Source organism: Streptomyces sp. NPDC001508 (genome assembly GCF_040298665.1).
Classification (GTDB): domain Bacteria; phylum Actinomycetota; class Actinomycetes; order Streptomycetales; family Streptomycetaceae; genus Streptomyces.
Genome location: NZ_JBEPAP010000055.1, coordinates 14,108 through 32,545 on the forward strand (window position 1 = coordinate 14,108; position 18,438 = coordinate 32,545).

Sequence of the window (18,438 nt, forward strand, 5' to 3'; positions counted from 1 at the left end):
CTCGCCGCCCCCCTCCGACAACTCAAGTTGTCTTGACAAAATTGTCGGAAGCAGGCTAAGAGCGTGCTGGACGTCGCTGTGATCGAAGACCGCGCCGTGGCGGAGGCGTTACTGGCACCGGTCGAGGAGCGGTGCAAGCTCAGCGTCACCGAGCGGGTGTACCACACGGCGATCGCCTCCCGATCATCGTCCACGGCAGCGCCTCCCTGAACCTCGGCCTGTCCGACGGGGGTCTGATCGACCGCTACCGCCTGCTCGTCTTCCCGCTGCTGGTGGGTGCGGGCAAGCGTCTGTTCAGCGCCACGGACAAGGACACCCAGAGGCTGAAGCTGGTCGAGCGCGACGTCCACGCCAACGGCCTGCAGAAGCAGGTCTTCGACGTGGTCCGCTGACACGGCTCGTGTCCCGCACTGTCGTCGCCTCTTCGGACCGACCCCGCGGCGGTCAAAAGGCGATAAGGCGACGGCAGGTCCGGGAGGCCGCCGGCCTCAGGGGCGGTCGATGGCGCGCTGGGCCCGGGTGGGAACGCCGGTCAGCCGAGGTAGTTCGCGTGTCCCTCCTCGTCGAGTTCGAAGGGGCCCTCGGGGATGATGCAGAACTCATTGCCCTCGGGGTCGGCCATCACCAGGAACCCGCCGTCGGCATACTCCTGCAGCCTGTGCCCGCCGAGCGCCTCGACCCGCTGCTGCTCCGCGGCCGGGTCGGGCGAGGTGATGTCGAAGTGCATGCGGTTCTTGCCCGACTTGCGCTCGGCGGTCTGCTGGAAGCCCAGGCCCAGGCCGTCCTCGCGCCGCAGCCAGACATACGGTCCGGTGCGGCCCACGACCGGCCTGCCCAGCAGATCGGACCAGAACGCGGCAAGCCGCTCGGGGTTGGTGGCATCGACGATGAGGGCATGGATCCGCATGGGTGAGTGAGCCATGCCCCGACCCTTTCACGGCCCGCAAGGCCGCACAGCGGCAGCGCCACGCCACCCGCGTGCACGCTGCGCCCACCGTCATCGCCCCTGGACGCGCCCGGCGGCATGGTGTCGCCCCCGCCCCGGCCCCCGTGTTCTACACCCAGCCACAGCCGTCGTACGGGGCCGGCCTGGTGCCCCGAACGCCCCGCTGCCTCCCGGATACGGCCAGTCCCCGGCCCCGCAGGCCCCGGCGCCGCCGCCCGGCCAGGGACAGCCGGTCCCGCCCCCGGATACGGCCGGCAGCCGCCGCTCGGACAGGCCCCCGGCCGCCCGCCCGCCGGCTACGGCGTGCCGCAGGGCGCGCCCCAGCGCGGCGCCGGTGTGACCGCGCGTTATGCGGCGGCAGAACCGGTCGGCCGGTGGGGCTTCGACGGGCGGACGGCAGTGGCTGGACGAGCGTAAGTGCCGTGTGGTGCGCTTGACATGAAAATCGAACATCCATTCTCATAGAGGTCCAGGCGAAGTTCTCGACGGGGGGTTTCGGCCCGGTTCGGGTGGATAAGTGCCGGAGTTATCCACAGGCCGGGTCGGCGTCGGGACGCATTGTCAGTGGCAGGCGTTAGCGTCTTTGACGTGAAGCGATCGACTCAAGCAAACCGGGTGGAACCCATGGCAGGAACCGACCGCGAGAAGGCGCTCGACGCCGCGCTCGCGCAGATTGAACGGCAATTCGGCAAGGGCGCGGTCATGCGCATGGGCGAGCGGTCGAAGGAGCCCATCGAGGTCATCCCGACCGGGTCGACCGCGCTCGACGTGGCCCTCGGCGTCGGCGGCCTGCCGCGCGGCCGTGTGGTCGAGATCTACGGACCCGAGTCCTCCGGCAAGACGACCCTGACGCTGCACGCCGTGGCGAATGCGCAGAAGGCAGGCGGCCAGGTCGCGTTCGTGGACGCGGAGCACGCCCTCGACCCCGAGTACGCGCGCAAGCTGGGCGTGGACATCGACAACCTGATCCTGTCCCAGCCGGACAACGGCGAGCAGGCGCTGGAGATCGTGGACATGCTGGTCCGCTCCGGCGCGCTCGACCTGATCGTCATCGACTCCGTCGCCGCGCTCGTCCCGCGCGCGGAGATCGAGGGCGAGATGGGCGACAGCCATGTGGGTCTGCAGGCCCGGCTGATGAGCCAGGCGCTGCGGAAGATCACCAGCGCGCTCAACCAGTCCAAGACCACCGCCATCTTCATCAACCAGCTCCGCGAGAAGATCGGCGTCATGTTCGGCTCCCCGGAGACCACGACCGGTGGCCGGGCCTTGAAGTTCTACGCCTCGGTGCGCATCGACATCCGCCGCATCGAGACGCTGAAGGACGGCACGGAAGCGGTCGGCAACCGCACCCGCTGCAAAGTCGTCAAGAACAAGGTCGCGCCGCCCTTCAAGCAGGCCGAGTTCGACATCCTCTACGGCCAGGGCATCAGCCGTGAGGGCGGCCTGATCGACATGGGCGTGGAGCACGGCTTCGTCCGCAAGGCCGGCGCCTGGTACACGTACGAGGGCGACCAGCTCGGCCAGGGCAAGGAGAACGCGCGCAACTTCCTCAAGGACAACCCCGACCTGGCCAACGAGATCGAGAGGAAGATCAAGGAGAAGCTGGGCGTCGGAGTGCGGCCGGAGGAGCCCGCCGCCGAACCGGCCGCGGCGGTCGCCACCGCTCCGGGCGACGCGGCGAAGACGGCGCCCGCCCCGGCAGCCGCCAAGGCCACCAAGCCCAAGGCCGCCGCAGCCAAGAGCTGACCCGTGACACGACGAACCGACTGGGCCGAGTACGCACAGCTCGACGCTCACCGGGAGCGGACGGGCAGAGGTGGCGTCGGTCCCGCCCGGCCGGGCGACGGCCCGGACGGCGAGGGGGCGTTCGAGGACGACCGGCCGTCTTGGGGTGGAACCCGCGGAGGGGCCGACCCCTTCGGCCCCGACGGCCCGCGGGACCCATACGGTGACGAGCCACACAGCGGTTGGCCCCACGACGAGGGGCGGTACCGGGACAGCCGCCACGACGAGGGGCGGTACGGGGACGGCTCTCACGGCGAGGGGACACAAGGCGTGGGGCCCCACGGGGGTGGGCCCCGCGGCGAAGGACCACACGGGGATGGACCGCCCGGTGGCGGGCGTCGTGGCGGCGCCCCGCGCGGGCGTCGTCGGCGGGGCCACGGGGGACCGGCCGACGAAGACGGAGGCTCCTTCTCCTCGTCGAGGGCCGAGCAGGAGGAGTCTCCAGGGGACCCGGCTGAGCGGGCGCGGGCGATCTGTCTGCGCCTGCTCACCGGGACCCCGCGCACCCGCAAGCAACTGGCGGACGCCCTGCGCAAGAAGGAGATCCCGGAGGACGTCGCCGAGGAGGTGCTGTCGCGGTTCGAGGAGGTCGGCCTGATCGACGACAGCGCGTTCGCCGACGCCTGGGTGGAGTCGCGGCACCACGGCCGGGGGCTGGCCCGTCGCGCGCTCGCCCGGGAACTGCGCACCAAAGGGGTCGACTCGGCGCTGATCGACGAGGCCGTGGCCCAACTCGACGCCGAACAGGAGGAGTCGACCGCTCGCGACCTCGTCGCCCGCAAGCTGCGCTCCACCCACGGCCTCGACCGGGACAGACGCATACGGCGCCTGGCGGGGATGCTCGCCCGCAAGGGCTACCCCGAGGGCATGGCCCTCCGGGTGGTCCGGCAGGCGCTGGAGGAGGAGGGCGAGGACACGGAGTTCCTCGACGGCGAGGAGTTCTGACCCATCGGGAACGGGCCGGCGAGATCGGTCACGAGGGCGGCACCACCGAGACGCCGAGCCGTCTGGCCACCGCGGACCGGTGCCGAAGCCGTCCCCCGGCCACGCTCCGGACCCGGAGGGCCGGGCGTGGAGGCCGGGGGAGTACGGCCCGGCGGACGGACGCCCTGGGTCAGGACGCCACCGGCAGCCCCGCCGCCTTCCACGCCTGGAAACCGCCGATCAGGTCCGTGGCTCGGTGCAGACCCAGCAGGTGCAGGGAGGAGACCGCCAGACTGGACGCGTAGCCCTCATTGCAGAGGATTACGATGCGCAGGTCGTGGCCGGTGGCCTCGGGCGCGCGATGGCTGCCCCGGGGATCGAGGCGCCACTCCAGTTCGTTGCGCTCGATGACCAGCGCGCCGGGGACCAGCCCATCGCGCTCGCGCAGCGCCGCGTACCGGATGTCGACCAGCAGGGCATCCCCGCCCTGCGCCGCGTCATACGCCTCGCGGGGCTCGATCCGCCGATAGCCCGCACGCACCCGCGCCAGCAACTCGTCTATGCCGAGCGGCGGTTGGGCCCCGCTCGCGCCCGACGACTCGCTCACTGCCAGTCCTCGGGGTGCTCCACCTGCTCCAGACGCAGTACCTGGCCGCTGCGGCTGTAGCGGCGGATCTGCGGCAGGGGCGGGTAGTAGGCGTGGACGGACACGGCATGCCGTTCGGTGGACTCGTTGAGCACCTCGTGGACATGGTGCTGACCGAAGGAACGCCCCCGCCCGGCCGGCAGCCGCCGCTCGCGGTCCACGCCCTCGGTGAGTTCGAGCGTCTTCCAGCCGTCGGTGGGCAGCCGGGCGGCGAACGAGTTCTCCTTCAACTCGCCCACCGCGGTGAGGAAGGCACCGATCGACTCGGCGTGGTCGTGCCAGCCGGTACCGGTGCCGGGAGGCCACCCGATCAGCCAGGCCTCACTGCCGCCGGGCCCGTCCAGGTGCACCCAGGTGCGCCCCTCCGGGTCGAGCGGAAGCGAGGCGATCAGTTCGGCGTCGGCGGCGGTCCGTCGGACGAAGTCGAGGAGGTCAGCCTGGGTGGGCGGGGCCGCCGCGGCACCGGTGGCAGGAGAGGCGGAGGGAGCAGATGCGGAAGGAGAGACAGACACGTACACCGTCCTGTTGAGCGTTCGCCGAAAGCGCGCCGCAGGTCAGACGGGGCGCGCCGATGAGAGGGGTGCGAATTCAGCAGGTGCGGCGACACACGCAGCCCGCATAGCGGACCAGGTCCATATGGACCCTCCGCCACAGGCGCACACAGGTGTCGATCACGAAGCGGAGTACACCACTGCGGGAGCGCAGCGGTCAACTTGTCGTCGGAATGTGGACCGGACCAAGGGAGGACCAGGAGAGAGGGAAGGGTCAGCGCGCCCCGGAACCCGCCCCCGCAGCGGCCTCGGCCTCCTCCTTCGCGGCGCCGCCCAGTGCCGCCTGCGCGGCCGAGTACAGGTCGGCCGGTCGGACCCCGCCCAGCGCGGTGATTAGGTGCCCGTCGGGGCGGACGAGCAGCACGGTGTGCGCGGGCGCGCCGGGGTAGGCCTCGGCAACCAGCAGCTCGGCCTGGTACGGCAGCGCGGCCACCGCTGCCGCCAGCCGGGGCATGATCCCGGCGGTCACCCAGTGCTTGCGGTCCCACACGCCCGTGCCCGGAGCGATCAGGACGACCAGCAGCGCACCGCGGCCGAGACGGTCCCGCAGCCGGACGAAGGTGCCGTCCTCCGCGGTGACCCGCACATCGCTGACCTGGGCGCCCGGCGGAGTGTCGACCGGGACCTCCGCATCGAGGTGCCCGGGCGCGAGTGGGGAGTCGGCGTACGTCCCCGGTGCGCCGAGCTGCCCCCGTCCCAGATGGCCGTCCGTGAGCAGCGTGTCGTACCCGCGGGCGGTGCCGGGGACGTAGGCGCGCAGTCCGCCACCGCCGCGCAGCACCGGCAACACCTGGTCGGTGGCGCGCAGTCGCGCGGCGACCACGGCGCGCCGCTCCGCCTGGTAGGAGTCGAGCAGCGCCTCGTGCGGACCGTGGTGCCAGGCCGGCGCCAGCTTCCAGGCGAGGTTGTCGGCGTCCCTGAGCCCCTCGTCGAGGCCCTGGGTGCCGAGCGCGCCGAGCAGATGGGCGGCGTCCCCGGCGAGGAACACCCGCCCCGCCCGCCACCGGCGGGCGAGCCGGTGATGCACTGTGTGGACGCCGGTGTCGAGGAGTTCGTACGGCGGTGTGGTGCCGCCCGTCCAGCCGGCCAGGGTCTCGCGGACCCGGGCCACGAGGAGTTCGGGCGTGACGAGGTCCTTGCCCGGCGGCAGCAGCCAGTCCAGGCGCCACACGCCGTCCGGCAGGGGGCGGGCGGTCACCTCGCCGGCGAACGGCCCGGACGCCCGCCACGGCGGCAGCCGGTGCAGCAACCCCCAGTCGGGCCGGGGCAGTTCGGCGCGCAGCGCGGCCACAGCGTGCCGCTCCACCGCCGTACGGCCGGGGAAGCGGATGTCCTGGAGCTTGCGCACGGTGGAGCGGGGACCGTCGCAGCCGACGAGATAGCTGCCGCGCCACCAGGTGCCGCCCGGCTCCCGGGTATGGGCGGTGACGCCGGAGCGTTCCTGCTCGATCGTGTCGAGACGGCTGTTCACGGCCAGCCTGGCCAGCGGCTCGTCGGCGAGCGCGGCGCGCAGAGCGCCGGTCAGCACATGCTGCGCGAGATGCAGCGGGCCCGGCTCCTCGTCGTCGAACTCGATCTCGCCCATCACCTGCTTGCGCCGCAGCGACCGCCATCCGGCCCAGCGCAGCCCCCGCTCGGCGAGCGGGACGCCGGTGAGCCGGGTCACCAGCGCGGCGGTGTCCTCGCGCAGTACGACGGTGCGCGCGGCGCGTGGTTCGTCCATGCCCGGACCCTCGTCCAGGACGACGGACGGCACATCCTGGCGGGCCAGCGCCAGGGCGAGCGTAAGCCCGACGGGCCCCGCTCCGACGATGATCACTGGGTCCACGGCGCGGCGCCCCCTGCCCGCGGCTCTGCCTGGACGGACATGTGTGAACAGGAAGGTGGAGCAGGGTGCACGATCACAGAACGTATGCAACCCATTGGCGGTGTTTGCGTCAAGCGACCAAGGGCGGTGGCGATCATGCCACTGCCCCCGGGGAATTGTCGCTACGTCAGATCATCGTCTGATTGGGTTTATCGGGCTGATCAGGTGCGTTGGGCGTATCAGGCTCGTTGGACTCATCGGGCAGCGCTGCGCCCACCGCGGGTCCGCCCGCGCTCAACGGGCCCGCCCGCGCGCAAGGGCCCCATCGGCATCATCCGACCTTCGTCACGTCTTCGTGCTCGCCCGGGGCGGCCAGCTCGGCGACCGCGTCGGCGCCCAGGACCGCGCCGGTGGACTTCTTGCCCTGCCGCAGCCGTCGCTCAAGCCACCCCGCGAAGGACGTGAGCGAGAAGTTGATCGCCACGAAGATCACGGCCACCACGGTGAAGGAGGCGATCGTGTTGGCCCCGTAGTAGCCGCTCATCGTGTTGGCCGAGGCGAGCAGTTCGGGGAAGGTCATGACCGCGCCGCCGAGCGCCGTGTCCTTCACGATCACCACGAGCTGGCTGACGATCGCCGGGAGCATCGCGGTGACCGCCTGCGGCAGCAGGATCAGCCGCATCGTCTGGTTCTTGCGCAGACCGATCGCCATCGCGGCCTCGGACTGGCCCCGCGGCAGGGACAGGATGCCGGCCCGGACGATCTCGGCCAGCACGGACGCGTTGTACAGCACGAGGCCGGTGACGACCGCGTACAGCGGACGGTCGTCCGAGCTGACGTCGGTGTACTCGGAGTACCAGGCCATCCCGAAGATCATCAGGACCAGGACCGGGATCGCCCGGAAGAACTCGACCACGACCGACGCCGGGACGCGCACCCACACGTGGTCCGAGAGACGGGCTATGCCGAGGACCGCCCCCAGCGGCAGCGCGATGATCATGGACAGGGCGGCGGCCTTGAGGGTGTTCTGCAGACCGGGCCAGATATAGGTCGTGTAGGCCTCGGTGCCGCCGAGGAACGGCTTCCATTTCTCCCAGGCCAACTGTTCCTTGTCGGCAAGGGCGCTGAACACCCACCACAGGACGGCGGCCGCGGCGAGGGTGAAGACCGCCGTGTAGAGGACGTTGCGCCGCTTGGCGCGCGGGCCCTGGGCGTCGTACAGGAGGGAACTCATCGCTTCACCGCCACCTTCTTGGCGACCCAGCCGAGGAGCAGACCGGTCGGCAGCGTCAGGAGGCAGAATCCGACGGCGATGACGGCTGAGATCAGCACCAACTGCGCCTCGTTCTCGACCATTTTCTTCATCAGGTACGCGGCCTCCGCCACGCCGATCGCGGCCGCCACCGTGGTGTTCTTGGTCAGCGCGATCAGGACGTTCGTCAGCGGGCCGACGGCCGCACGGAAGGCCTGTGGCAGCACCACCAGGCCCAGTACCTGGGTGAAGCTGAGGCCGATCGCCCGGGCGGCCTCGGCCTGCCCGACCGGCACCGTGTTGATGCCGGAGCGCAGCGCCTCGCAGACGAAGGCGGATGTGTACACGATCAGGCCGAGCACGGCCAGCCGGAAGTTGCTTGTCTCGATGACGTTCGACCCCATGGTGATGTTCAGAGTCGAGTACAGGCCGAGCGAGCTGAACAGGATGATCACCGTGAGCGGGATGTTCCGCACGATGTTCACGTAGGCGGTTGCGAAACCGCGCATCAGCGGCACCGGGCCCACCCGCATGGCGGCCAGCAGGGTGCCCCAGATCAGGGAGCCCACGGCGGACAGCAGCGTCAGCTGCACCGTCACCCAGAAGGCGCCCAGCAGGTCGTAACCCTCAAGAAAGTCGACCCCTAGCCCCGGCGTTGCGGGTTGTGGGGAGGCCCGGGGGCCCGCCCCCCCCGGCGCCCCACCAGCCGGGCGCTGCTTCAGCTCTTGACGTCGCCGATCTTCGGGGCGGGCTCGTTCTTGTAGTTGGCCGGACCGAAGTTGCTGTCCACGGCCTTCTGCCAGGAACCGTCGGAGACCATGGACTCAAGGGCCTTGTTGATCTTGTCCTTGAGGTCGCTGCCCTTCTTGACGCCGATGCCGTAGTTCTCGTTGGTCATCTTGAGGCCGGCGAGCTTGAACTTGCCCTTGAACTGGGACTGCGAGGCGTAGCCGGCGAGGATCGAGTCGTCCGTGGTGAGCGCGTCGATGGCCTTGTTCTGCAGACCGGTCAGACACGCCGAGTACGTCGGGTACTCCTGGAGCTGGGCCTTGGGAGCCAGCTTGTCATGGACGTTCTGCGCCGAGGTGGAACCGGTCACCGAACACAGCTTCTTGCTGTTGAGGTCCGCGGCCGCCTTGATGCTGTCGTCGTCCGCGCGGATCAGCACGTCCTGGTGGGCCAGCAGATAGGGGCCGGCGAAGTCGACCTGCTGCTCGCGCTCGGGGGTGATCGAGTAGGAGGCGGCGATGAAGTCGACGTCACCGCGCTTGAGCATCGTCTCGCGGTCGGCGCTCTTCGACTCCTTCCACTCGATCTGGTCCTCGCCGTAGCCGAGCTTCTTGGCGACATACGTGGCCACGTCCACGTCGAAGCCCGTGTAGCCCTGCGGGGTCTTCTGGCCGATGCCGGGCTGGTCGAACTTGATGCCGACGGTGATCTTCTTGCCGCCGCCGGAGGAACCGCTGTCGTCCTTGTCGTCGGAACCGCACGCGGTGGCGGCCAGGGAGAGGGCGAGCACGGCGGCCGAGGCTGCGGTGACCTTGCGGAGCTTCATGGTGAACATCCTTCGTGTGGTGAGGAAGCGGGCCGGCGGTGCGGGTGAACCGGTTCGTCCGTCATACGTGCGGGTGCCGTCAGTGGTGCAGGATCTTCGACAGGAAGTCCTTGGCCCGGTCGCTGCGCGGGTTGCTGAAGAACTGGTCCGGCGTGGACTGTTCGACGATGCGGCCGTCCGCCATGAAGACCACGCGGTTGGCGGCCGAGCGTGCGAAGCCCATCTCATGGGTAACGACGATCATGGTCATGCCGTCGCGGGCGAGTTGCTGCATGACCTCCAGGACCTCGTTGATCATCTCGGGGTCGAGGGCGGAGGTCGGCTCGTCGAAGAGCATCACCTTCGGGTCCATCGCCAGGGCCCGTGCGATGGCCACGCGCTGCTGCTGCCCGCCGGAGAGCTGCGCGGGGTACTTGTCGGCCTGGGTGCCGACGCCGACCCGGTCGAGCAGGGCCCTGGCCTTGTCCTCGGCCTGCTTCTTGTCCGCCTTGCGGACCTTGACCTGTCCCAGCATCACGTTGTCGAGCACGGTCTTGTGCGCGAAGAGATTGAAGGACTGGAACACCATCCCGACGTCAGCCCGCAGCCGGGCCAGTTCCCTGCCCTCCTGGGGCAGCGGCCTGCCGTCGATCGTGATGGCGCCCGAGTCAATGCTCTCCAGGCGGTTGATGGTGCGGCACAGGGTCGACTTACCGGACCCGGAGGGTCCGATGACCACGACGACCTCGCCGCGAGCGATCGTCAGATCGATGTCCTGGAGCACGTGCAACGCGCCGAAGTGCTTGTTGACGCTTCTCAGGACGACCAGATCGCCGGTCGCGGCCACGTCTTCCTTGGCCACCGATACTTCGGTCATCGCTCTCGGGCTCCGTCCTCCTCGGTTGCGGAGGACAGTAGTGAGCCCTGTGACATGCGTCATTACATCTGAGGGGAATCTGAGCATCACGATCCGATAGCAATCGGACACGTGTTGTAGCAGTTGCGAGCTGGTCACGTATCGGCCGGGTAACGGATGCGGTGGGTAACCGGAACCCTCTTGACGCCGTCCTCGTCCATCGGCGTGACTGCCATGGTGCACGCGCGCGTGGGCAACCTTCTTGTGCGCGGGCACCTTCTTAGTGGCCGATGGACAACCGGGACGGTACGACCGCTGAACCCGAGGGGGCGGGGATGAGACTGCTGCTCGTCGAGGACGACAACCACGTCGCGGCGGCGCTGTCCGCGATCCTCGCCCGGCACGGCTTCGACGTCACGCACGCGCGCAGCGGCGAGGAGGCGCTCCAGGCGCTCGTCCCCGAGGGCCCCGGCTTCGGCGTGGTCCTGCTCGACCTCGGCCTGCCCGACCAGGACGGCTACGAGGTGTGCGGCAAGATCCGCAAACGCACCGGCACCCCGGTGATCATGGTCACCGCGCGTTCCGACGTCCGCTCCCGGATCCACGGCCTCAACCTCGGCGCCGACGACTACGTGGTGAAGCCGTACGACACCGGGGAACTGCTCGCCCGGATCCACGCCGTCAGCCGGCGCACCGTCCACGAGGACACCGCAACCAGCGGCGACGGCCCGCTGCGGCTCGGTCCCATGCACATCGAACTGCCCACCCGCCAGGTCATGGTGGACGGCACGGTGATCCAGCTGACCCGCAAGGAGTTCGACCTGCTCGCGCTCCTCGCCCAGCGGCCGGGCGTGGTGTTCCGGCGGGAACAGATCATCAGCGAGGTCTGGCGCACCAGCTGGGAGGGCACGGGACGCACCCTGGAGGTGCACGTCGCCTCCCTGCGGGCCAAACTGCGCATGCCCGCACTGATCGAGACCGTACGCGGCGTGGGCTACCGGCTCGTCGCCCCGGCCGCCTAGCGGGCACGGGTGCGCACACGTCTGCTCCCGCTGCTCATCGTCCTGATGGCGGCCGTGCTGCTCGCGCTCGGCATCCCGCTCGCCGTCAGCAGCGCGGCGGCCGAGCAGCAGACGGTGGTCGTCGACCGGATCGACGACACGGCCCGGTTCGCCGCGCTGGCCCAGTTCGTCACCGACGCGCCCGCCGGGTCACGCCGCTCGTCCGAGGACGAGCGCAAGGAGACCCTGCGCCGCGAACTCACCAGCTACTTCGAGGTCTACGGCATCCGCGCCGGCGTCTTCTACCGCAACGCCTCGCCGATGGCGAACGCGCCCGGCGACTGGCTGCTGCCCGAGGAGGGCGAGGTGCGCGACGCCTTCGACGAGGCGCTGCTCAGCCGGCGCAGCCACGACCCGGAGCAGGTCTGGCCCTGGCAGCGCAGCCGGCTCGTCGTCGCCTCGCCGGTGATCCGCGACGGCGACGTGGCGGCCGTGGTGGTCACCGACTCGCCGACCGGAGCGATGCGTTCGCGGACGCTGCGCGGCTGGCTGCTCGTCGGCGCCGGTGAGATCGCCGCGATGCTGCTCGCCGTCGGTGCCGCCCTCAGGCTGACCGGCTGGGTGCTGCGGCCCGTGCGCGTCCTGGACGCCACCACCCACGACATCGCCACCGGACGCCTGAAGTCACGGGTTGCCGCGGCCGGCGGCCCGCCGGAACTACGCAGGCTGGCCCGTTCGTTCAACGAGATGGCGGACAACGTCGAAAGCGTGCTGGAGCAGCAGCGGGCCTTCGTCGCCGACGCCTCCCACCAGTTGCGCAACCCGCTCTCCGCGCTGCTGCTGCGCATCGAACTACTCGCCCTCGAACTGCCCGAGGGCAACGAGGAGATCGCCTCCGTCCAGACCGAGGGCAGACGGCTCGCCCAGGTCCTGGACGACCTGCTGGACCTGGCCCTGGCCGAGCACGCCGAGGCGGACCTGCGACTGACCGACATCGGTCAGCTCGCGGCGGAGCGGGTGGCCGCCTGGGCACCGGCCGCCGAGGTCAAGGGCGTCCGGCTGGTCGGTGACTGCCCGCCCACCACCGCCTGGGCCGACCCGATCACGCTGTCCAGCGCCCTCGACGCGGTGATCGACAACGCGGTGAAGTTCACCCCCGAGGACGGCACCGTCGCGGTGGCCGTCGCCCGCAACGGCGCGACCTCGACGGTCGTGGTCACGGACACCGGGCCCGGCCTGTCCGACGAGGAACTGGCCCGCATCGGCGACCGCTTCTGGCGCAGCGGCCGGCACCAGAACATCAAGGGTTCCGGCCTGGGCCTGTCCATCACCCGGGCCCTGCTCGCGGCGGGCGGCGGCTCCATCGCGTACGGGCATCACGCGCCGCGCGGCCTGAAGGTGACGGTGGCCGTTCCCCGGCACGGGCCCGTGGCCGCGAGCGCGCCTACGGTTTGACCGACCGGTAGTACCGCCGCGCGCCCTCGTGCAGCGTCAGCGGGTCGGTGTAGATCGCGGTACGCAGGTCGACCAGCTGCGCGGAGTGGACATGGCCGCCGATGTCGTCACGGCTCTTGATCACCGTGCGGGTCAGCCACTCGGTGAGCCTCGGATCCACGTCCTTGCGGGTCATCAGCAGGTTGGAGACCGCGATCGTCGCCACGGTCATGCCCTGTTGGGCCAACGGGTAGGCGGACTCGGGCATGTTGGTGGTGCGGTAGTAGCGGGTGACATCGCCCTGGCCGCGCAGCCGGGCCACCAGGTCGGCCCCGATCGGGACGAACCGGAGGGCGAAGGTGCGGGCCACCTCCGACAGCCCCTTCGTGGGCAGGCCGCCCGACCAGAAGAACGCGTCGATGTCGCCTTCCTTCAGCCGGTCGGGCCCGGTGTCGATGCCGTCGGCCAGGGGTGTGATGTCCTTGCCCGGATCGATGCCCGCGGCCCTGAGCACCCGGTTGGCGATCAGCCGCACTCCGGAGTCGACCGGTCCGATGGCCACCCGCTTGTGCTTCAGGTCCGCGACCGTCCGCACATCGGAGTCACGCGGGACGATCAGCTGCACATAGTCGTCGTACAGCCGGGCCACGCCGCGCAGGTCGCTCGCGCCGGGCCGGTCGTCGAGCACATAGGTCTCCACCGCGTCGGCCGCCGCGATGGTGAAGTCGGCCTTGCCGGTCGCCACCCGCTGTACGTTCTCCTGCGAGCCGGCGCTGTTCAGCAGCTTCACCTTCAAGCCCGGCATGTCCTTGTCGAGTTCGGTGCGCAGCCGCTCCCCGTACTCCTGGTACACCCCGCGCTGGGTCCCGGTGCTGAAGACGATCGTCCCGGTCGGCGGGTCCTCGCCCAGGGGCAGCAGCCACCACGCCAGCAGGGCGAGGGCGACGACACCGACGGCCGCGCCCTGCACCGCACGGCGCTTGCCGACACGGGGGATCACCTTGGACATGCGCGCGATCCTGCCAGCCCGCCCATGCTCCTGAACAGGCCGGGCGAGGCGGGGGCGGTGTCATGGTCGGGCGGCCCGGGGCGTGTTCGGTGTCGTGGGCACGCGGGGTGCGGCGCGGGTGGCTGCACAGTCGGCGGGGCGGGCCGCGGGCGATGTCACAGGTGGCCGCTACAGTCGCCGTATGACCTCCTCGCCCGCCGACCTCGTCCGTGAATTCCATCTGGCCTTCGGCCTCGACGCCCGCAGCACACCGACCGAGGTGTCCCCCGAACTGGCCGCGCACCGCGGGGAACTGCTCGCGGAGGAAGCCGCGGAGGTCGCCGAGGTCTCGGTGGCGGGCCCCCTCGACCGGCTCGCGCACGAACTGGCCGACGTGGTCTATGTGGCGTACGGCACGGCGCTGGTCCACGGCATCGACCTCGACGCGGTGCTGACCGAGGTGCACCGCTCCAACATGAGCAAGCGGGGACCCGACGGCCGGGTCGCCCGCCGGGCCGACGGCAAGGTCCTCAAGGGCGACCACTACGAGGCCCCGGACGTCTCCGCGGTCCTGCGCCGCCAGGGCTGGATACCGGGCGGCGCCTGACGATGACGCGGTGCGCCGTGGGTGTGCGCCGTGGGCCCGGCCTCCCGGGCCGCGCAGGCAGGGGCCCTCCCCGAAGCGCCTACCCTTGAGGAATGACCAGCAGCAGCGACCGGAGCCCCGCAGTGGACGTTCGAGAATCCAAGAGCTACGAAATCCGGACCTACGGGTGCCAGATGAACGTTCATGATTCCGAGCGATTGTCCGGGCTGCTCGAAGAAGCCGGTTACGTACGCGCCCCCGAGGGCTCCGACGGCGACGCGGACGTCGTCGTCTTCAACACGTGCGCCGTGCGCGAGAACGCCGACAACCGGCTGTACGGCAACCTCGGCCGGCTCGCGCCGCAGAAGGCCCGGCGCCCCGGCATGCAGATCGCGGTCGGCGGCTGCCTGGCCCAGAAGGACCGCGACACGATCGTGAAGAGGGCGCCCTGGGTGGACGTCGTCTTCGGCACGCACAACATCGGCAAGCTCCCCGTCCTGCTGGAGCGCGCCCGCGTGCAGGAGGAGGCCCAGGTCGAGATCGCCGAGTCCCTGGAGGCGTTCCCCTCGACGCTGCCGACCCGGCGCGAGAGCGCGTACGCGGCCTGGGTGTCGATCTCCGTCGGCTGCAACAACACCTGCACCTTCTGCATCGTCCCCGCGCTGCGCGGCAAGGAGAAGGACCGCCGCCCCGGCGACATCCTCGCCGAGGTCGAGGCCCTGGTCGCCGAGGGCGTCAGCGAGATCACGCTGCTCGGCCAGAACGTCAACGCCTACGGCTCCGACATCGGCGACCGCGAGGCGTTCAGCAAGCTGCTGCGCGCCTGCGGCGCCGTCGAGGGCCTGGAGCGGGTGCGTTTCACCTCGCCGCACCCCCGCGACTTCACCGACGACGTGATCGCCGCCATGGCCGAGACGCCGAACGTCATGCCACAGCTCCACATGCCCCTCCAGTCCGGCTCGGACACCGTCCTGAAGGCCATGCGCCGCTCGTACCGGCAGGAGCGCTACCTCGGCATCATCGAGAAGGTCCGCGCCGCGATCCCGCACGCGGCGATCACCACCGACATCATCGTGGGCTTCCCCGGGGAAACGGAGGAGGACTTCGAGCAGACCCTCCACGTCGTCCGCGAGGCCCGCTTCACGCAGGCGTTCACCTTCCAGTACTCCAAGCGCCCCGGCACCCCGGCGGCCACCATGGACGGCCAGATCCCCAAGGAGGTCGTCCAGGCGCGCTACGAGCGGCTGGTCGCCCTCCAGGAGGAGATCTCCTGGGAGGAGAACAAGAAGCAGGTCGGTCGCACCCTGGACCTGATGGTCGCGGAGGGCGAGGGCCGCAAGGACGGCGCCACGCACCGCCTGTCCGGCCGCGCCCCCGACAACCGCCTGGTCCACTTCACCCAGCCCGAACAGCCGGTGCGCCCCGGCGACGTGGTCACCGTCGAGGTGACGTACGCCGCCCCGCACCACCTCCTCGCCGAGGGCCCGGTCCTCGACGTGCGCCGCACGCGCGCGGGTGACGCATGGGAGAAGCGGACCGCGGCCGAGTCCGTCAAGCCGGCGGGCGTCATGCTGGGCCTGCCCAGGATCGGCGTCCCGGAGCCCCTGCCGGCCGCCACGAGTGCCTGCGGCTGCGACTGACGTACGCTGCCGATCATGCTTGTCGCCGCCGCAGCCTGCCCCTGCCCGCCCCTCCTCGTGCCCGAGGTCGCCGCGGGCGCCGCGGCGGAGCTGGACGCCGCGCGTGCCGCGTGCGCGGACGCGCTCGGCGTGCTCGCCGTCGCCCGCCCCGACCGGCTGGTGGTCGTGGGACCCGCCGCGCCGGACGGTCACGGCGCCCACCCGCAGGGCGCCCGGGGCTCCTTCCGCGGCTTCGGCGTCGACGTCGCCGTGCGGCTCGGGCCGCGCGTCGACCCGGCCCCCGGGCGTGCCCTGCCACCGTCGCTCGCCGTCGCCGCCTGGCTGCTGGAACGGACCGGCTGGGCGGACGCCCCGATCGAGGGACTCGGCGTGGGGGAACCGCTCGCGCCCGAGCGGTGTATCGAAGTGGGAAGGGAAATCGGCGCGCGGGCCGCGCGGACGGCACTGCTGGTGATGGGCGACGCCAGCGCCTGCCGCACGCTCAAGGCGCCGGGCTATCTGGACGAGCGGGCGGCGCCGTTCGACGCGCGCGTCGCGCATGCGCTGGGATCGGCGGACCTGGCCGCCCTCGCGGCACTGGACGCCGAACTGGCGCAGGAGCTGAAGGCGTCGGGCCGCGCACCCTGGCAGGTGCTCGCGGGCGCCGCCGAGGGCGCGCACCTGACCGGCACCCTGCTCTACGAGGACGCGCCCTACGGCGTGGGGTACCTGGTGGCGGCCTGGTCCTAGGCGCCCAGGAACCGGGCGTGTGACGGCCGACCGCCACGCCCAGATGCTGTGGCCTGGCCTGGCCTGCGGCGGCCCTGGCGCCCGATCCGCGGCGCCACGGAACCACGGCGGCGGGTCCGCGGAACCACGGTGGCGGCGCCACGGGACCACGGTGGCGGGTCCGCGTCCCGGACGCGGACCCGCGTGATCAGGAGGACGGTGGGGGCGTCTCGGTCGTGCCCGTCGTCCCCTTCGTTTCCGACGCCCCCGTGGTTCCCGCGGTCCCGGTCGTACCGCCGGCCGCTTCGGGACCGCCCTTGTGCGCGAGCCGGTCCATGGCGCCCTTGGCCTTGTCGGTGCCCGCGTGGATCTTGTCGCTGTACTTGCCCTTGGTCTTCTCGTCGACCACCTTGGCGGCCTTGTCGATGCCGCCCTGGATCTTGCCCCCGTGCTGCTGCGCGAGGTCGGACACCTTGTCCTTGGCCGGGCCCAGCTTGGCCTTCACATTGTCGAAAAGACCCATGGTCCACCTTCCTTGCGGGACGGTTGCCTGCGGGCACCCGCACCGTCCCCCGCCGCCTCCGCGGCTTCCTCGCCACGGCCCCTGCCAAGGTCGCGAGAAGGCAGTCTGAAGTGCCCACATCCGTTCCATACGGTACTCGCGCGGGCCCGATCCCGCGTGACCCGACGCATCCCCGGGCGTGACCGCGCAGCCCCGAAAGGGCCGCCCGCCGGCCGTCGCACCACCCGTTCGAGGCGCGGCCGCGGGGTTTGCGAGACTGGTGCGGTGAGCAGTACACCCTCCGCCCCCCGAGTCATCGCCGTCGTCGGACCCACCGCCGCGGGCAAGTCCGACCTGGGCGTCTTCCTCGCCCAGCGGCTCGGCGGCGAGGTGATCAACGCCGACTCCATGCAGCTCTACCGCGGCATGGACATCGGCACGGCCAAACTGACCCTGGAGGAGCGCGGCGGCGTCCCGCACCACCTGCTGGACATATGGGACGTCACGGTCACCGCATCCGTCGCCGAGTACCAGAGGCTGGCCCGCACCCGGATCGAGACACTGCTCGGCGAGGGACGCTGGCCCATCCTGGTCGGCGGCTCCGGCCTGTACGTCCGCGGCGCGGTGGACCACCTGGAGTTCCCCGGCACCGACCCCGAGGTCAGGACCCGGCTGGAGGACGAACTCGCGCTGCGCGGCTCCGGAGCGCTGCACGCCCGTCTCGCCGCCGCCGACCCCGAGGCCGCTCGGGCGATCCTGCCCAGCAACGGCCGCCGTATCGTCCGCGCCCTGGAGGTGATCGAGATCACCGGCCGGCCGTTCACCGCCAACCTTCCCGGCCATGACTCGGTGTACGACACCGTGCAGATCGGTGTCGACGTGGCCCGCCCCGAACTCGACGAGCGCATCGCGCACCGCGTCGACCGCATGTGGGAGGCGGGCCTCGTGGCCGAGGTGCGCGCACTGGAGGCGCGCGGCCTGCGCGAGGGGCGCACGGCGTCGCGCGCGCTCGGCTACCAGCAGGTCCTCGCGGCGCTGTCCGGGGACTGCACCGAACAGGAGGCGCGCACGGAGACCGTACGTGCCACCAAACGCTTCGCGCGCCGCCAGGATTCGTGGTTCAGGCGCGACCCCCGCGTGCACTGGTTGAGTGGGGCCGCGGCGGACCGCTCGGAACTTCCGCACCTCGCACTGGCGTTGCTCGAACGACCGGTCACAGCCTGATCACGTGATGGCATCGGGATGCGCCGCCGGTCATCGGGGCCTTCGGCGCCATGC

19 protein-coding genes and 1 pseudogene are annotated in these 18,438 nt (G+C 71.2%); 9 read left to right on the forward strand and 11 right to left on the reverse strand.

Annotation, left to right across the window (positions count from 1 at the left end; all coding sequences use genetic code 11):
- Nucleotides 1–179 precede the first annotated feature (179 nt).
- A pseudogene (locus tag ABT245_RS34615) lies at nt 180–392 on the forward strand (dihydrofolate reductase family protein); the annotation flags it as partial.
- A gap of 140 nt (nt 393–532) precedes the next feature.
- On the opposite strand, the gene ABT245_RS34620 reads toward ABT245_RS34615, so the two are convergent.
- Nucleotides 533–922: a VOC family protein gene (locus ABT245_RS34620; RefSeq protein WP_351741610.1), complete on the reverse strand. Its 390-nt coding sequence runs from the start codon at nt 920–922 to the stop codon at nt 533–535.
- A 648-nt stretch (nt 923–1,570) separates the two neighbouring features.
- On the opposite strand from ABT245_RS34620, the gene recA reads away from it, so the two are divergent.
- Nucleotides 1,571–2,692 (forward strand): recombinase RecA, encoded by a 1,122-nt coding sequence (gene recA / locus ABT245_RS34625; protein WP_351741612.1) that lies wholly within the window; start codon nt 1,571–1,573, stop codon nt 2,690–2,692.
- A gap of 3 nt (nt 2,693–2,695) precedes the next feature.
- The gene (gene recX / locus ABT245_RS34630) at nt 2,696–3,676 is read left to right on the forward strand and encodes a recombination regulator RecX (RefSeq protein WP_351741615.1); all 981 of its coding nucleotides are present in this window, start codon (nt 2,696–2,698) and stop codon (nt 3,674–3,676) included.
- A 169-nt stretch (nt 3,677–3,845) separates the two neighbouring features.
- Here the strand turns inward: recX and ABT245_RS34635 are convergent, their stop codons facing one another.
- The 8 genes from ABT245_RS34635 to ABT245_RS34670 all read right to left on the reverse strand — a co-directional run bounded on the left by ABT245_RS34635 (nt 3,846) and on the right by ABT245_RS34670 (nt 10,322).
- Complete coding sequence (locus tag ABT245_RS34635) at nt 3,846–4,262, reverse strand: rhodanese-like domain-containing protein (RefSeq protein WP_351741618.1); 417 nt, start codon at nt 4,260–4,262, stop codon at nt 3,846–3,848.
- Complete coding sequence (locus ABT245_RS34640; RefSeq protein WP_351741621.1) at nt 4,259–4,813, reverse strand: cupin domain-containing protein; 555 nt, start codon at nt 4,811–4,813, stop codon at nt 4,259–4,261. The genes ABT245_RS34635 and ABT245_RS34640 overlap by 4 nt, the downstream gene beginning before the upstream one ends.
- Nucleotides 4,814–4,889: 76 nt before the next feature.
- On the reverse strand, nt 4,890–4,937 hold the full coding sequence (locus ABT245_RS34645) for a hypothetical protein (RefSeq protein WP_351741692.1): 48 nt from the start codon (nt 4,935–4,937) through the stop codon (nt 4,890–4,892).
- Between the two features lie 129 nt (nt 4,938–5,066).
- Nucleotides 5,067–6,680, reverse strand: coding sequence for an FAD-dependent monooxygenase (locus ABT245_RS34650; RefSeq protein ID WP_351741623.1), 1,614 nt, complete (start codon nt 6,678–6,680; stop codon nt 5,067–5,069).
- Between the two features lie 310 nt (nt 6,681–6,990).
- Nucleotides 6,991–7,893 carry an amino acid ABC transporter permease gene (locus ABT245_RS34655; RefSeq protein ID WP_351741626.1) on the reverse strand — a complete coding sequence of 301 codons (903 nt, stop codon included), beginning with the start codon at nt 7,891–7,893 and terminating at the stop codon, nt 6,991–6,993.
- Nucleotides 7,890–8,528, reverse strand: coding sequence for an amino acid ABC transporter permease (locus ABT245_RS34660; protein WP_351741694.1), 639 nt, complete (start codon nt 8,526–8,528; stop codon nt 7,890–7,892). The genes ABT245_RS34655 and ABT245_RS34660 overlap by 4 nt, the downstream gene beginning before the upstream one ends.
- Nucleotides 8,529–8,629: 101 nt before the next feature.
- On the reverse strand, nt 8,630–9,466 hold the full coding sequence (locus tag ABT245_RS34665) for a glutamate ABC transporter substrate-binding protein (protein ID WP_351741628.1): 837 nt from the start codon (nt 9,464–9,466) through the stop codon (nt 8,630–8,632).
- Nucleotides 9,467–9,545: 79 nt separating this feature from the next.
- On the reverse strand, nt 9,546–10,322 hold the full coding sequence (locus tag ABT245_RS34670) for an amino acid ABC transporter ATP-binding protein (protein ID WP_351741630.1): 777 nt from the start codon (nt 10,320–10,322) through the stop codon (nt 9,546–9,548).
- Nucleotides 10,323–10,636: 314 nt separating this feature from the next.
- Here ABT245_RS34670 and ABT245_RS34675 point away from each other — a divergent pair, with 314 nt between their 5' ends.
- Both ABT245_RS34675 and ABT245_RS34680 read left to right on the forward strand, forming a co-directional pair.
- Nucleotides 10,637–11,323, forward strand: a complete 687-nt coding sequence (locus ABT245_RS34675; protein ID WP_351741632.1) for a response regulator transcription factor — start codon at nt 10,637–10,639, stop codon at nt 11,321–11,323.
- A 9-nt stretch (nt 11,324–11,332) separates the two neighbouring features.
- Entirely contained in the window at nt 11,333–12,757 is a 1,425-nt protein-coding gene (locus ABT245_RS34680) for a sensor histidine kinase (RefSeq protein ID WP_351741633.1), read from the forward strand.
- On the opposite strand, the gene ABT245_RS34685 is transcribed toward ABT245_RS34680, so the two are convergent.
- Nucleotides 12,747–13,745, reverse strand: a complete 999-nt coding sequence (locus ABT245_RS34685) for a TAXI family TRAP transporter solute-binding subunit (RefSeq protein ID WP_351741635.1) — start codon at nt 13,743–13,745, stop codon at nt 12,747–12,749. The two genes, ABT245_RS34680 and ABT245_RS34685, sit on opposite strands and share 11 nt — an antisense overlap.
- A 181-nt stretch (nt 13,746–13,926) precedes the next feature.
- Here ABT245_RS34685 and ABT245_RS34690 point away from each other — a divergent pair, with 181 nt between their 5' ends.
- From ABT245_RS34690 to ABT245_RS34700, 3 genes are all read left to right on the forward strand, one after another.
- Nucleotides 13,927–14,331 carry a pyrophosphohydrolase domain-containing protein gene (locus ABT245_RS34690; protein ID WP_351741638.1) on the forward strand — a complete coding sequence of 135 codons (405 nt, stop codon included), beginning with the start codon at nt 13,927–13,929 and terminating at the stop codon, nt 14,329–14,331.
- A gap of 92 nt (nt 14,332–14,423) precedes the next feature.
- Nucleotides 14,424–15,950: a tRNA (N6-isopentenyl adenosine(37)-C2)-methylthiotransferase MiaB gene (miaB, locus tag ABT245_RS34695; RefSeq protein WP_351741641.1), complete on the forward strand. Its 1,527-nt coding sequence runs from the start codon at nt 14,424–14,426 to the stop codon at nt 15,948–15,950.
- Between the two features lie 15 nt (nt 15,951–15,965).
- Nucleotides 15,966–16,679 (forward strand): class III extradiol dioxygenase subunit B-like domain-containing protein, encoded by a 714-nt coding sequence (locus ABT245_RS34700; RefSeq protein WP_351741644.1) that lies wholly within the window; start codon nt 15,966–15,968, stop codon nt 16,677–16,679.
- Nucleotides 16,680–16,866: 187 nt separating this feature from the next.
- Here the strand turns inward: ABT245_RS34700 and ABT245_RS34705 are convergent, their stop codons facing one another.
- On the reverse strand, nt 16,867–17,181 hold the full coding sequence (locus ABT245_RS34705) for an antitoxin (protein ID WP_351741646.1): 315 nt from the start codon (nt 17,179–17,181) through the stop codon (nt 16,867–16,869).
- Between the two features lie 264 nt (nt 17,182–17,445).
- On the opposite strand from ABT245_RS34705, the gene miaA reads away from it, so the two are divergent.
- Nucleotides 17,446–18,384, forward strand: coding sequence for a tRNA (adenosine(37)-N6)-dimethylallyltransferase MiaA (gene miaA, locus ABT245_RS34710; RefSeq protein ID WP_351741649.1), 939 nt, complete (start codon nt 17,446–17,448; stop codon nt 18,382–18,384).
- Nucleotides 18,385–18,438: the final 54 nt, after the last annotated feature.